Origin of the sequence: Streptomyces sp. NBC_01717, assembly GCF_036248255.1 — a bacterium.
In the GTDB taxonomy this organism is placed as follows: domain Bacteria; phylum Actinomycetota; class Actinomycetes; order Streptomycetales; family Streptomycetaceae; genus Streptomyces.
In genome coordinates, this window is sequence record NZ_CP109178.1 from 5,384,916 (window position 1) to 5,399,805 (window position 14,890).

General features: G+C 71.4%; 9 protein-coding genes and 1 pseudogene. 6 read left to right on the forward strand and 4 right to left on the reverse strand.

Translation table 11 applies throughout. The features are described 5' to 3' along the window. Positions 1–223 precede the first annotated feature (223 nt). On the forward strand, positions 224–1,789 hold the full coding sequence (locus OHB49_RS24430) for an APC family permease (protein ID WP_329163010.1): 1,566 nt from the start codon (positions 224–226) through the stop codon (positions 1,787–1,789). A gap of 46 nt (positions 1,790–1,835) precedes the next feature. Here OHB49_RS24430 and OHB49_RS24435 read toward each other — a convergent pair whose 3' ends face one another. Next, positions 1,836–2,567: a siderophore-interacting protein gene (locus OHB49_RS24435; RefSeq protein ID WP_329163012.1), complete on the reverse strand. Its 732-nt coding sequence runs from the start codon at positions 2,565–2,567 to the stop codon at positions 1,836–1,838. Positions 2,568–2,626: 59 nt separating this feature from the next. Here OHB49_RS24435 and OHB49_RS24440 point away from each other — a divergent pair, with 59 nt between their 5' ends. After that, on the forward strand, positions 2,627–5,332 hold the full coding sequence (locus OHB49_RS24440; RefSeq protein ID WP_329163014.1) for a GNAT family N-acetyltransferase: 2,706 nt from the start codon (positions 2,627–2,629) through the stop codon (positions 5,330–5,332). A gap of 125 nt (positions 5,333–5,457) precedes the next feature. On the opposite strand, the gene OHB49_RS24445 is transcribed toward OHB49_RS24440, so the two are convergent. Further along, the gene (locus tag OHB49_RS24445; protein ID WP_030974368.1) at positions 5,458–6,108 is read right to left on the reverse strand and encodes a hypothetical protein; all 651 of its coding nucleotides are present in this window, start codon (positions 6,106–6,108) and stop codon (positions 5,458–5,460) included. Then, a complete protein-coding gene (locus tag OHB49_RS24450) occupies positions 6,105–6,743 on the reverse strand; it encodes a DNA polymerase ligase N-terminal domain-containing protein (protein ID WP_329163018.1) in 639 nt (212 codons plus the stop codon). The genes OHB49_RS24445 and OHB49_RS24450 overlap by 4 nt, the downstream gene beginning before the upstream one ends. A gap of 202 nt (positions 6,744–6,945) precedes the next feature. On the opposite strand from OHB49_RS24450, the gene OHB49_RS24455 reads away from it, so the two are divergent. Then, complete coding sequence (locus OHB49_RS24455) at positions 6,946–8,289, forward strand: MFS transporter (protein ID WP_329163021.1); 1,344 nt, start codon at positions 6,946–6,948, stop codon at positions 8,287–8,289. Between the two features lie 15 nt (positions 8,290–8,304). Here the strand turns inward: OHB49_RS24455 and OHB49_RS24460 are convergent, their stop codons facing one another. After that, positions 8,305–9,867: a CehA/McbA family metallohydrolase gene (locus OHB49_RS24460; RefSeq protein ID WP_329163023.1), complete on the reverse strand. Its 1,563-nt coding sequence runs from the start codon at positions 9,865–9,867 to the stop codon at positions 8,305–8,307. 181 nt (positions 9,868–10,048) lie between these two features. Between OHB49_RS24460 and OHB49_RS24465 the strand changes: the two genes are divergently transcribed. The 3 genes and pseudogenes from OHB49_RS24465 to OHB49_RS24475 all read left to right on the forward strand — a co-directional run bounded on the left by OHB49_RS24465 (position 10,049) and on the right by OHB49_RS24475 (position 14,836). Continuing rightward, entirely contained in the window at positions 10,049–10,894 is an 846-nt protein-coding gene (locus OHB49_RS24465; protein WP_329163024.1) for an LLM class F420-dependent oxidoreductase, read from the forward strand. A gap of 75 nt (positions 10,895–10,969) precedes the next feature. After that, a pseudogene (locus tag OHB49_RS24470) lies at positions 10,970–11,162 on the forward strand (hypothetical protein); the annotation flags it as partial. Positions 11,163–11,332: 170 nt separating this feature from the next. Next, the gene (locus OHB49_RS24475) at positions 11,333–14,836 is read left to right on the forward strand and encodes a hypothetical protein (protein WP_329163025.1); all 3,504 of its coding nucleotides are present in this window, start codon (positions 11,333–11,335) and stop codon (positions 14,834–14,836) included. The last annotated feature ends 54 nt before the right edge of the window (positions 14,837–14,890 follow it).

The window sequence follows — 14,890 nt, forward strand, 5'->3', positions numbered from 1 at the left end:
TTGTGCGGGCAGGCGCGGGAAAATTTTGAACCGGCACAAAGCGGGCGGTGCTGCGGTTCTCGCACGAGATTCCGATCGAAGGTCGGCCAGTCATTGATAGGTGTAATTCTCGATTCACCTTCAATTCATTGCGTCGTAGCCGCAATTCGACCAATGATCAAAGAAGGGAGTCTCGGAGTTCAGCCCTCCGGATGTGGATATCGCAGCGCATACCGTCCCCTGTATGACTCAGCTGGACGCGCGGCCCCGGGCCGGAGACGCGGTACGGGACACCGCCCCGGCCGACGGCGGTGTACGCGGCAAGGGGCTCGGCGGGAACTCCGTCGGCCTGATGGGCAGCGCCGTCATCGGTATCTCGACCGTGGCTCCCGTCTACTGCCTGACGTCCACCCTCGGCTCCACCGCGGGCGAGGTCGGCCTCCAGATGCCCGCTGTCTTCCTGGCCGGTTTCCTGCCGATGCTGCTGGTCGCGTTTGCGTACCGCGAACTCAACAAGGTCATGCCGGACTGCGGCACCTCCTTCACCTGGACGGTGAAGGCGTTCGGCCCGCGCATCGGCTGGATGTGCGGCTGGGGCCTGGTCATCGCGACGATCATCGTCCTGTCGAACCTGGCAGGCGTGGCGACCTCGTACTTCTGGCTGCTCGCCGGTGAGATCACCGGCAGTGACTCGATCGCCGCGCTGGACGACAGCAAGCCCGTCCACATCCTCACCTGTCTCCTCCTGATCGCGGCCGCCACCGCGATCAGCTACCGGGGGATGACCACCACGAAGGGCATCCAGTACGCGCTGGTGGGACTCCAACTCGTGGTCCTCGCCCTGTTCGTGGCGATGGCGGTACAGAAGGGGACGAGCGGCGACTTCGCGACGTCGGCCGGCTTCTCGTGGTCGTGGCTGAACCCGTTCGCCGTGAAGTCCTTCGCGGCCTTCACCGCGGGCCTGTCGCTGTCGATCTTCATGTTCTGGGGCTGGGACACCTGTCTGACCGCCAATGAGGAGACGACCGGCAGCGAGAAGACGCCGGGGCGCGCCGCCCTCATCGCCATGGTCGTCCTGGTGGGTTCCTACCTCGCCACTGCCGTCGCCGCCCAGATGGCCGTCGGCTCCGGCGCCACCGGTCCCGGCCTGGCCGACCCGGACACCTCCGACAACGTCTTCGCCGCACTCGCCGGCCCGGTCATGGGCCCCGGCCTCGGCGTCCTGCTCTTCGTCGCCGTCCTCGCCTCGGCCGCCGCGAGTCTGCAGACCACGTTCATCCCGGTGGCCCGCACGGTGCTGGCGATGTCCACGTACGAGGCCCTGCCCGCCTCGTACGCCCGCGTCCACCCGCGCTTCAGGACCCCGGGGAAGGCGACCGTCACGGCGGGCGTCGCCACCGGTGTCTTCTACACAGTCATGACCCTGGTCAGCGAGCACGTCCTGGTCGACACGATCTACGCGCTCGGCCTCATGATCTGCTTCTACTACGCGCTGACGGCCTTCGCCTGCGCCTGGTACTTCCGCGCCGAACTCACCCGTTCCGCCCGGGAGCTGGTCTTCAAGGGCCTCTTCCCGGTCGTCGGCGGCGTGCTGCTCACCGCGGTGTTCTCCAAGACCCTCTACGACATGTGGGACCCGGCCTACGGCTCCGGCTCGTCGGTCCTCGGCGTCGGCTCGGTGTTCGTGATCGGCGTAGGGCTGCTGCTGCTCGGCGTGGTCCTGATGCTGGTGATGCAGCGCAGGAGCCCTTCGTTCTTCCGCGGGGACGTGCTGACGAAGGAGACTCCCGCGCTGGTCGTCGAGGACTGAGCGGCCGCCCGCGGGCGTATCCGGCGCGGTGCGGTGCGGGCGGTGCTCAGGCAGTCGTGCGCCAGTAACCCAGCGCGTTCACCCGTTCCTTGGCGACGGCCAGTTCCTTGCGTACGTACGTGGCCAGCGAGCGCGTCGTCGCCGTGTCGCAGGCGATCCAGACGTACGCCTCCGAAGGGTCACCGAGCAGTGCGGGCAGCGCGGCCCTCACCTCGTCGACCAGGCGGGCGCCCGCGTCGCGGCGCGGGACCCTGTGCAGGGTGTGGCAGTCCGGGTCCAGCCGGAACGGCAGTTCCTCGTCGGAGTCGTGCGTCGTCTCGAACCAGATCGTCGCCGGGGTCCGCGGGACCGCGTCCAGCAGGGAGTTGATCGCGGGCAGGGAGGCCGGGTCGCCGATCACGAAGAGCCGGGCGGGCCGCGGCTCGGGCAGGGCGAAGCCGGTGCCCTGGAGCGTCGCCTCGATCGTGTCGCCGGGCTGCGCCTTCCGTGCCCAGTCGCTCGCGGCGCCGTCGTGCAGGGCGAATTCGAGACCGAACGTCCCGGCGGCCGGGTCCGGATCGACCAGGGTGTAAGCGCGCTGGTGCGGTTTGCCCGCCTGCTCGAACCAGATCCTGACCCACATCGTCGGGTGCGCGCCGCCGGTGGCGGCGAGCAGCCCGCCGTCGGTCAGATGCACCCGGCGGAAGTCGTCGGTGACCTGTTCGGCCCCGGTCACGGTGAACTCGAAGTCCCTCCCGCGCATCAGCTTGAGGACGACGCCCTCCCAGCCATGCCCCACAGCTGTCTCCTCCCCGGAGAACCATCTCAGATCGACTTTAGGTTAGGCTAACCTAAATTATGGGGGCTGAGGAGTCGAGCGAGGGCGGGAACGGCATGCACAACGAGGTCTACCGGGACGACTGGGGCATACCCCACCTGCGAGCAGCCGGGGCCCGCGAACTCGCCCATGCCCAGGGGCGCAACGCCGCCCTGGACCGCGCCTGGCAGATCGAGGTCGAACGCCACCGGGCACAGGGCACGACGGCCGCTTTCCTCGGCGCGGACGCCGTGGAGTGGGACCGGTTCGCCCGCCGGGCCCGGCTGGACGACACCGCCCGCCGCTGCTTCGAGCGCCTCGCTCCGGAGACCGCCGACTGGGTGCGGGCGTACGTCGACGGCGTCAACGCGGGACTGGGCGAAGGAGCTGGAGGAGCGCCCGAGTTCGCCGCCGCCGGACTCGCGCCGGGCACCTGGCAGCCGTGGACCCCGCTGGGTGTCTGGCTCGCCACCCACATCCTGTTCGCGGGATTCCCCACCAAGCTCTGGCGCGAGGAGGTCGCCCGCCGACTGGGCGACGACGCGATCGAACTCTTCGCCACCGACGGCCCCGGCACCTCCGGCAGCAACGGCTGGCTCGTCACCTCCGAGCGCACCGCGACCGGGGCGCCGATCATCGCGGGCGACCCGCACCGGTTCATCGAGGACCCCGGCGTCTACCAGCAGATCCGGCTCGCCTGCCCCGAGTTCGACGTGGTGGGCCTCGCCGTCCCCGGCGTTCCCGGCATCGCGCACTTCGGTCACACCGGGGAGGTGGCCTGGGCGATCACCAATGCCATGGCCGACTACCAGGACCTCTACCGGGAACGGCTGCGACGTACGCCCGCCGGTGGGGTGCAGGCGCTCGGCCCCGACGGCTGGGAGCCGGCCGCCTCCCACACCGAGACCATCGAGGTGGCGGGGGCCGCCGCCGTGACCGTCGAGGTCGTCGAGACCGCCTGCGGGCCGGTGATCAGCGGCGGACCGGACACCGGCGAGGAAGCCGTCAGCCTCCGCCACCCGCCCCGCGTCACCGGCGAACTCGGCTTCGACGCCCTGCCCGCACTGCTCCGCGCCCGCACGGTCGCCGACCTCGACGTCGCCCTGGACCGCTGGGTGGAGCCCGTCAATGTGGTCCTGGCGGCGGACACGACAGGTGCGACGCTGCACCGGGTCGCCGGACATGTGCCCCTGCGCCCGCACACGAACCGGCTGCGCACCGTGCCCGCCTGGGACGCCGCGTACGCCTGGCGGACCTGCCGCGCCCCGATGGTGCGCGCGGACGTCCACGGCACGGCGGTGATGGCCAACCAGCGCGGGATCGCCGCCCCGCTCGGCGTCGAGTTCGCACCCCCGCACCGCGCCGACCGGATTCAGGAACTGCTCGACGAGTCCGCCCGCTGGACCGCCAAGGACATGGCGGCAATCCACATGGACGCCCATCTCGCGTCCGCCGAACCCCTGTTGGGGCTGTTGGAAGAGGTGGCGGAGCTCGATGGCCCGGAGGCCGTACGGCAGCGCGACCGGCTGCTGCGCTGGGACCGGCGGATGGACGCCGACAGCACGGACGCCACGCTGTACGCGGCGCTGCGCGCCGAGGTCGTGCACCGGCTGGCGGACCATCCCGCGCTCGCTCCGCTGCACGGTTCGGCGCACTCGGATCCGTACCCGGAACTGTTCCACCCGTGGCTGGCGACGGTGCCGAGGATCGCTTACGCCCTGGAGGGCCTGCTGACGGGGGAGGACGGGCCGCTGACGCACGCGGACCGGGTGGCGGTGGTCGCGGGCGCGATGGAGCGCGTCGCGGACGCGGAAGTGACACGTCCCTGGGGTGAGTTGCACCGGCTCTCGCCCTGGCAGGCGCTGCCAGGCGCCGACTCCGACGAAAGCCGGCCGGGGCTCGCGGGCGACCACGACTGTGTGCTGTCCACGTCCAGCGTCCCCGGCGTCACCGACCGCAGCGCCCGCGGCCCCGCCGCCCGCTACGCGTGGGACCTGGCGCGGCGCGAGGACAGCCTCTGGGTGGTCCCGTTCGGGGCGTCCGGAGTCCCCGGGGGCGCGCACCACCGTGATCAACTGCCGCTGTGGGTACGGGGGGAGCTCGTCCCCGTCGTCACGGACTGGAATCTGCTGCACCGAGAAGAGGAGAGACGTGACGTGAGTGCTGAGACAAGTGCCGGGGCGAGAGGCGAGTCCGCCGTGTTCGAACGGAAGGTCGACGGCTTCGGCGCCGTATCCCTCGTCCCCGTCGACCCGGCCCGCGACCTCGACGTGCTCCACGCCTGGGTCACCGAGGACCGCGCCCGCTTCTGGGGCATGGGCGGGTACAGTCGCGAACAGGTCCTGGAGACCTACGAGTTCCTGGACTCGCTCACCACGCACCACGCCTACCTCGCGTACCGCGGCGGCGTCCCGTGCGCTCTCTTCCAGACGTACGAGCCGGACGCCGACCCGCTCGGCGAGTGTTACGACGTACAGCCCGGCGACCACGGTGTCCACCTGCTGATCGGGCCCACCGGCACCGCCGGGCCCGAAGCGGGCTTCACCGGTGCGCTGCTCTCCGTACTCATCGACTACATCTTCAGCGACCCCGCCCATCTGCGGATCGTCGTCGAGCCCGACGCCCGCAACGCGAAGGGGATCGCCCGGATGGTCCGGGCCGGCTTCGAGCTGGGCCCGGAGATCGACAAGCCGGAGAAGCGGGCCCGGCTGGCGTTCCTGAGCCGGGCGGCTGCCGCGGGGGCATAGGGGCGCGCAGGGGGGCCGACGGGCCGTGCCGTCGTCCCACCCCGCCGGAAACGGGGGGTGAGACCAGCGCTGACGGGCCGCCCTCGGGCCACATGCGCTCCGCCCGAGCCGACGGGCGCCGCCCCTCAGGCCGGCGCTCCGACGTCCTCGACGACGTGCTTGTCCAGCGCGGCGCGCACCAGAGCCGCCGCGAGTACGGCCGGCCCGCGGTCGTCGGCCTGCTCCGCCAGCCGCACGAGTTCTGGCGGCGAGGCGGGCAGCCCCAGTTTCTCGGCGCCCTGAAGAGCCTTCGCGTCGAGGAACGGTGCCGTCTCCGGCCACACGGCCTGCACTTCGCGCACGAAGATGTCCGCGCCGGCCGGGCCCATGCCCGGGGTCCTGCGCAGCCCGGCCCGCAGGATGTCCAGGTCGCCGTCGGCCTCCTTGCGCAGCCGCCGCAGATCACCCCCGTACTCGACCAGCAGGAGCTGTGCACCGTCGCCGAGCTGGGTGGCGGTGCGCTCGTCGTAGCGCTGGTAGCCGCCCTCGCCCAGCGCGTCGACGCGCTGCTGCCAGGTCGCCCCGATCATCCGCTCCGGGGACCGCATGCCGTGGGCGAACAGTGCGCGTGCCGCCGCCACCGCCACGGACGCCCGGATGCGGGCGCTCAGCAGATCGCTGAGCACGAGGAGTTGGTACAGCGGCTGCGGTGTGTTCCGCAACTGGATGTCGGCCTCGGCGGCATAGGTGGTGCCGTAGCGGCTGAGAAGGACCTCCACGGTCCTGCGGGCGGTCATGAAGGCCCGCCCCCTTCCTCGGCGGCGACCTGCTGCAGGGTGCGCCCCGTACGGGCCGAACGCGCCCGGTAGGGGTCGGGCGTGCCGGGCCCGTCATGGGTGGCGCGCCCGTCCCTGGCCTTGATCAGCAGCCATATCTCCTCGCCCGGGGCACCGCTCTCACCGGTGCCCTTGAAACGGGTGAGGGCGAACTCGCCGTGCAGCTTGGTGCCGTCGAGCCAGAAGGTCGCGTGCCCGTCCTCCAGGGACTGTTCGAACGGCACAGGTGCGCCCCAGCGGTCGTGACTGAGCGGCCGGTAGGTGCCCTGGTCCCAGACGATCACCGTGCCGCCGCCGTACTCGCCCTTCGCGATGACTCCCTCGAACGTGCGGTACTCCAGCGGGTGGTCCTCCGTGGGGACGGCCAACCGCTTCTCGCGCGGGTTCTCCGAAGGGCCGCGCGGCACCGCCCATGACTTCAGTACGCCGTCGACCTCCAGGCGGAAGTCGAAATGCATGCGCCGCGCCTGGTGGATCTGGACGACGAAGCAGGGGGCTGCCCCCGTCCGTCCGTCGTCGCCGCGTGGCTCCTCAGTCATGTCGAAGTGCCGTTTGCCGCGGTAGTCCCGGAGCCGGTCGTCGTTTTCGCCGGTCATGTCCGGACACCTCCTCCCGGCAGCCCCGCCCGGTGTCCCCCCTTCCACTGTGTCGCGCCCGACGGAGAACCGCACAGGGACGAGGTGGGGCGAAGGCAGGTATGTTGACATCAAGTATCTTGACATCGAGATGAATCTCCCGCAGGCTCCACTCTTGGCTCATTGATCTCTTGATGTCGAGACATGTTCGAGGGGGCGTGCGATGCGGCGCGGCAACGGGAGCGGGGAACCGGAGACCCGGAATGGCCGGCAGGGTCTGCCGGCCCGGCTGCGCAATCCGCCGGGCGGCCGCAACGCGCGGGTCATGCTGCTCGCTCTCGCCCTGGACCGGACCGGCTCGGGGCTGTGGGCCGCGTCCTCGGTCCTGTATCTCACCTTCGTGACGCAGCTGAACGCCCAACAGATCGGCGTCCTGCTGGGCGTGGCCGGAGTGGCGGGCATCGCCGGCTCACCGCTGGCCGGACGTCTGGCCGGCCGCTTCCCGGTGCGCCCGCTGCTGATCGGCTGTCACCTGCTCCGCCTGGTGACGCTCGTCCTGGTGCTGGTGTGCGACGGCTTCGAGGCGCTGCTGCCCGTCATCGCCGTCACGTACCTCGGCGACAGGGCGGCGAAGATGCTGGAGATGCTGTTCGCCACCAGGACGGCGGGCGAGCAGCGTGCGGCCTACCAGGCGCTCTCCCGCAGCGTGGCCAACGGGGGATATGCCCTGGGAGCGGGGATTGCGGCCATCGGCCTGGCCGTGGGGACCGGCGACGCCTACCGGGCCCTGATCCTGGGCGACGCGCTGTCCTTCGTCGTCGCCGCGGCGCTGGTGTGGCGCACGAGCGAGCCGCGGGACAAGGCCATCGAGGTGGCACGGTCCGACGGCTCGGCAGCCGGGGTCCCGGCCGGGAAGCGGCCGCCCGTCCGCAGGGCCAACCCGTGGCGGGACCGTGGCTATCTCACGTTCGTGCTGCTGGACATCCCGATGAACCTCGACGACTCCATCCTCAACGTCGGTCTGCCGCTGTGGCTCGTGAACCGCACCTCGGCGCCGCACGCCCTCGCCCCGGCCTTCCTGATCATCAACACCGTGATGGTCGTGGTGCTGCAGATCAGCGTGTCGGCGCGGGCCGAGGGTCCGCGCCGGGCCACCCGGGCGGTGCTGCTGTACGGGGCCATGATGTTCGTCTGCTGTGCGTTCCTGGCAGTGGCCACCCGGGGCGGGACCTGGGTGGCCACTGCAGTGCTGCTCGCCGCGGCGCTGGTGGTCACCCTGGCGGAGCTGATGCGCTCGGTGAGTTCCTGGGAGCTGGCGGTCCTCCTCGCCCCCCAGGACTCCCGCGCCGAGTATCTGGGGGTGGCGGGGATGTCCCAGTCCATCCAGAAGTCCGCCGGGCCACCGCTGCTGACCGGTGCCGTGATGGCTGCCGGGCCGGCGGGCTGGCTGGTGCTGGGCGCACTGGTCGCGGGCCTCTCGGTCGTGCAACGACGAGCCTGCACGCGACGGCTTCGTGCTCTCGCGGCGCCGGCCCCGAAGCCGACCGCCCTCGCGCCGACCCCCTGAGGGCTGTCCGGCGGATCAGGGCCGGACAAAGCTCTGACCCTCCAGAAACACCGGGTTGGTGAGCGCCGCCAGTGCTCCCGGCAGCCCCGGCACGGTCGACGGGTGGCGGACCTCGGCGCGGACATAGGCGGCGTACGCCGGAGTCGTACGCCACTCCACCGTGCCCGCACCCGACTCCGGCAGCGCTGTGGTGAACAGCGTGCCCTGGTCCGTGACGAAGTGGGCGGTGCACCCGGGCGCCCCGGTCACCTCCAGCCGTACCGTGACCGGGCTGTCCGCGTCGGCCCGCAGCCGCTCACCGATGCCCGCGTGGCCGCCCCGCCCGCCCGAGGCGCCGAAGGAGAGGCTGACGGCGGACGACTCGGCGATGTACGAGTGCCCGGACCGGATGCCCGCGACGATCGCGTCGCGCGAGAGTTCCTCGGCGAGGACGACGGTCTGCGGCAGCCCCACCTTGTCCGGCTCGCGGTGCGCGTCGCTGTTGCCCATCGCCGGGACCCACGGCTTCGACGCGCGGACGGCCGCCACGAGGGAGTTGTCCCACTCGGCGAGCGCGATCTCGTCCTCCGGGGTGTACGGCCCGTTCCACACCTCCACCGCGTCCGCCTCACCGAAGCCGAACTTCCAGTGGCAGCCGATGCAGGTGGCGTGCGGATGGGCGGGGACCACCAGACCGCCCGCCCGGCGGACGGCCTTCGCGTAATGCCCGAAGCGGTTGTCGCGGGCCCGGTAGCGCCAGTCGACGAAGGTGCCCGGGTCCGTGGCGAGCGCGATCACATGGCCGTTGCGGGTGGTGATCTCCTCGCCCGTCAGGATGAGCAGGTCGTCGCCCCACAGCCCCTGCCACGCGCTGTGCGCGGCGTGGGTGTTGTGCTCGCTGCTGTTGATGAAGTCGAGCCCGGCGGCGCGTGCGGCGGTGGCGATCTCGGCGGGGGTGCGCTTGCCGTCCGAGTGGACGGAGTGCAGATGGCAGTCGCCGCGGTACCAGGCGCGGCCCCGGCCCTTGGCGCGCTCGGGCGGGTACACGGGCGTCGGCGTGGTGCCGGGCTCGCCGAAGCGGAGGGTGATCGTCACCTCGTACGGGAGCCCTTCGGGCGCGACGGTGTACGGGCCCAGCGCGATGTTCCAGGTCCCGGCCCGTACCGGACCCGCGACATAACCGGGCGTCGCCTCGTCCGCCCGGATGAAGAAGTCGCCACGCGCCCCGCCGGACCAGCCGCGGAATCCGCGCCCGCCCAGCCCCGTGCCGCGCTCGTCGAAGATGCCGATGTCGAGGGCGTTGCCCTGGGTGCCGGCCGGGACGGGCGTCTTCTCGTACGTGTACGAGACGGCGATCTCCCGTACTCCGCGCGGCACTTCGACCGGCAGATAGACGAAGTCGGGCGACCCGGTCGGCAGGGTGCCGCGCACGGTCTTCGTCACATCGTCCTGGTCCGTACCGCCACCCTTGCCGTCGTTCTTGCCGGGCGCGGCGTTCGCGAAGCTCACAGTGGACAACGTTAGGGCGGTGGCGGCTGTCCCGACGAGTAGGCCGCGCCTGCCGAGCGGGCCGTTCTGCGGGGTGTGCGATCCGGTCATGCGAGTGGCTCCCCGGGGTGTCGTGAGTGACGAGAGTGACGGATCCGAACCCTGCTATGGGGCCATGAACTCAGGGCAAACGGAAGGAGGTTGACGGACAAGAACTGTCATCCGAGAGGCCCTGGGCGTCCTGACCGGCACCGCATAGGTTGGGGCCAGACGACGACGGAGGTGCCCCCGCATGCGGATCGCCACAACGATCTTCCTCACCGACGAGACGATCGCGCCGGTACGGCTCGCGCGCGAACTCGAACAGCGCGGATTCGCCGGGCTCTATCTGCCCGAACACACCCACATCCCGGTGACCAGGGACACTCCGTACCCGGCGGGCGGCGAACTTCCGCCCGAGTACGGCCGCACCCTCGACCCGTTCGTCGCCCTCGGCCAGGCCGCCGCGGTCACGGAACACCTCGCGCTCGGCACCGGCATCACGCTGATCGCCCAGCACGACCCGATCGACCTGGCGAAGCAGATCGCCACCCTCGACCATCTCTCCGGCGGCCGGTTCACGCTCGGCCTCGGCTTCGGCTGGAACGTAGAGGAGGCCGCGGACCACGGGGTGACCTGGTCGACGCGGCGGGAGCTGGTCCGCGACCGGATGGCGCTGATGCGCGCCCTGTGGGCGGACGAACCCACGGGGTACGAGGGTGAGTTCGGCTCGGTCCGGGCCAGTCATGCGCACCCGAAGCCGGTCCGGAAACCGCGCGGCCCGGTGTCCGGCCCGCGCACCCTGATCGGCGGCGCGGCCGGCCCCAAGCTGTTCGCCCACATCGCGGAGTACGCGGACGGCTGGCTGCCGATCGGCGGCCGGGGGCTCACGGAGTCGGTGCCCGTGCTGCGCGCGGCCTGGGGATCGGCGGGCCGCGACCCGGAGCAGCTCCAGGTGGTGCCGTACGCGGTGCTGCCTAGCGCGGGGAAGCTGGCGCACTACGCGGAGCTGGGCATCGAGGAGGTCGTGCTGCAGTTGCCTCCGGCAGACGAGTCGGAGGTGCTGCGCACGCTGGACGGCTACGCGCAGTATCTGTGACCTCGGTAGGCCTTCGCGGACGAACTCCGCCTCGACGCTCATGCCGGGGAGGCGGTTGTCGACGCCTTCGGGCGGTTGCTGCCCCAGCTGTCGGCGGCGGCCGGCCTCCTGGACCTCGAAGCGATCGGCCGTGTGGTGCGGTGCGAGATGAACACCGTGCTGGTGGCTCGGGGACCTGACATCCCGGCCGGACCGCGAGGCGGCGAACCGGCTGTATGAACGCCTCGGCTTCCGGGCCAGGGGGTCGACGGTCCACCGGTTCCCGATGGACCAGGGCGCCGCGACCGCCCTTCCCCGCAACGGCGACGATCAGTCGCGCCCGCATATATGTGCACCTCCTGTGAATATCTGTGCGATCATCGCGTCGATTCGCCGCGCGCCCCGCTGTCGTGGAGGGCCCGAAGCGCGCATGTCACTCACCGCTCCGGGGGGAACGGAATGCCTCACCACCCGTGTACGACCGCGAGAACCGCGGCGTACACCGCATTGATGCTCACGCTGGCGGTCCTGTTGTCGCTACTGCTCCCGGCGGGCGCCGCTCAGGCGTACGCCCCGGGTGCGGCCCCCGCACCGTCGGCAGCCGCGCCGGCCGACGGGGACTGTTCCGTCCTTCCGCTCTCCGCCTTCGGTGAAGCCGCCTCCGCGGCGGGCACGGTGACCATCCCCGGCCAGGAGTCGGTCTGCTTCACCTTCACGGCCGAGGCGCCCGGTCTGTACCGCCTGCTGCTGGTGGGCGGCAACGCCGGCGACACGTACGCCTCCGTCCTCGACGGCGAGACCCCGATCGACTGCTACGACCCGGAGTGGGGCGCCGGCTGGTGCCACCTGCCCCGGGACGGTGCCTACACGCTCCGCCTGAGCAACAACTGGCCGGACCCGAGCACCCCCACCGTCGCCCTCATCCCTCTCGGCTCCACCGAGGGCTGCGCCCCGGAGACCGGCACCGCGTGGGACAGCGCGCCCGTCGTCGGCTCGGCGACCGGACCGACCGCCGTCCAGTGCCAGCCGTTCGCCGGCCGGCCCGGTGAGCGGATCACCGACGAGATCGCGACGACCGTGTACGGCGAGAGCGGCTCGTGGATCACCGACGAGACCGGTGCCCGGATCTGCCCGCACTTCAACGACGACGACAGCGAGGGCTGCGTGCTGCCCGGTGACGGCCCCTACCGGGTCCTCTCCCAGGTCAGCTACGGGGAGAAGGGCTTCCCGGCCGAATACACCCTGAAGGTCCGCAGGATCTCCGACCCGGCCGGTTGCACCCATGTCGGCCTGGGCGCGTACAACTCCGCACCCACCACGGTGGATCCGACCACCGGCTGCAAGATTTTCACCGCCCCGGCCGCCGGAACCTACGACGTGTACGCCGTCCACTCCGGCGTCCGTTCGGTGCTCGGTGTGTACGACCGGGACGGGAAGACCGTCTGCACCACCTGGGGTGGCGGTTGCCGGCTGCCCGCCGCCGGGGACTACACCGTCTTCACCGACGACGCGACCCTGATCCTCGACCGGTCCGCCACCGCCGGTTGCGAGCCCGTCGAACTCGGCGTCCACCGTTCCGCGTTCGCCTCGGGCGGCGAGGTCGACTGTCTGTCCCTGCCGCTGCCGGAAGGTGCCCACCTGGCCCTGCTGAAGGCCCTCAACGGGCCGGCGCCACGCCCCGAGGCGATCGTCGTCGACGCCGACGGCGTACAGCGGTGCGACTGGGGCTCTCTCGGATCGGGTACGTGCGAGCTCACCGGCAAGGCGCCGTACCGCGCCCTGGTCTCCACCGACGACGAGGGGCAGCCGACCGGCCCCTACACCCTCGCACTGCACCGCACGGACACGGTGAGCAGCTGCCCGGCCATTCCGGCGGGCGATTTCACCGCGACGAGCCCCGCGGCCCGGTTCTCGACCGGCGGCGGTGTCTTCTCGCACTGCCTGAGCATCCCGGCCGACGATCACAGCACGCAGGAGAACCTGCAGCTCCAGGCAGCGCCCGGCACCACGTCCACCGCCGAGTTCTCCGTCCTGGACGACCACGGCAAGCAGATCTGCTCGATCTACCCGTCCCTCTCCACCTGGACGACCTGCCATCTGGCCCCCGGCGTCGCCCACACCGTGCTGGTCACCGGCCGTGACAGCGCCGCCGAGTACACCTTGACCCGTCGCGACGTCACCGCGAGTGCAAAGGGCTGCGCGGCGAACCCGGCGACCGAGGTCGGCGGCCCGTCCACCGGCGGAGCGCTGGGCGCCTCCGGCGAGCTGCTCTGCCGCCAGGTCACCACCGGCGACGCCAAGGACACCCTGCACCTCGACGTCCGTGATGCCCTGGGCGCCGCGAACGTCGTGGTCTACGGCGCGGACGGCACGGCGCTGTGCAACCAGAACAAGGCGTGCGCGGTCACCGGCTCCACCCGCTACCAGGTCATGGTCACTGTCCGGTCCGGGCTGAAGGCCGCCGAGTCGTACCGCTTCGACGCCCTGCGCATCGCGACCGCCGACGGCCCGTCCGCCGCGTGCGAGAAGGTCCCCAACGTCGCCTACGGATACGGCCCGGTCACCGGCACCCTCGACGAGCAGCACACCGCCGTCTGCGCCGTGCTGCCCACCGCGTACCGGGACTACTTCGACATGGTCATCAGCGACACCACGGGCGCCACCGAGACCGCGGTGCCCTCGCTGTACGGCCCGAAACTCGACAACGGCTGCACGCGCTTCGTCCCCACCGGCTACCAGTGCGCGCTGAACGCGCCGTACAGCCAGGAGACAACCCCGAGCATCCTGGTCCTGTCGCTGCCGGAGAAGGCATCGGCGGCCTCGTACAAGGCCGAGGCGGTGTGCACGTCCGCCCTCTGCGGTACGGAGAAGGTGTCCATCGGCCAGATCTCCCCGACCACGGGAGTGAGCGGCACGAAGGCGACGGTTCGGCTGTCCGGTACGTCCCTGCACAAGGACGACCGGGTCGTGCTGTCCCTCTCCGGCAAGCAGATCACCGCGACGACCACCGAGGTATCGGCCGACCGCAAGCTGCTCACGGCCGAGGCGGACCTGACCGGGGCCGCCGTCGGCACCTGGAGCCTCAGTGTCATCACACACAACGGGTGGCAGTACCTGCGCGACTCCTTCACCGTCACCGCGGCCCCGCTCGTCAACGGTGCACCCCCGGTGGTCACCGGCACCGGCAAGGTCGGTGACCGGCTCACCGCGTCCACCGGCACCTGGGCCCCCGCCCCGACGTCGTACTCCTACCAGTGGAACGCCGACGGCCAGACGGTGCCGGGCGCGACCGCGTCCACGTACACGGTGCCCGCGACGACGCTCGGCAAGAAGCTCTCCGTCACCGTCACGGCCCACCGCACCGGGACCCCGGACGTCCGGGCCACCTCGGCGACGGTCACGGCCACCCGGGGCGCGGTGCCCAGGGTGACCACCGCCCCGAAGATTACTGGCACCGCGAAGGTGGGTGCCAAGCTCACCGCCGCGAACGGCAGTTGGACGCCCGCTGCCACCTCGTACGCCTATCAGTGGAAGGCGGACGGCACGGCGATCAAGGGGGCGACCGCGTCGACCTACACCGTCCCCGCCTCGCTGCTCGGCAAGAGGGTCTCGGTCACTGTCACGGCTCGTCGCACCGGCCACGCCGACGGCTCCGCGACGACCCTCTCGGTGAAGATCGCCACGGGCAGTGCCCCGAAGGTCAGCAAGAAGCCCACGATCTCCGGCACGGCGAGGGTGGGCCGCACCCTCAAGGCGGGGCACGGCACATGGACGCCGGCCCCGACCTCGTACGCCTACCAGTGGTACGCGAACGGCAAGGCGATCAAGGGGGCGACCAAGTCCTCGCTGACGCTCAAATCCGCCCAGCGCGGTCAGAAGATCACGGTGAAGGTCACCGCCCGCCGCACGGGCCACGCGAGCGGCTCGGCCACCAGCAGCGCGACCAAGGCGGTCGCCCGCTGACCGGGCAGGGGAAGCGGTAGCGGTGTATGCAGAGGGGGCGCCCCACCGGTGGTG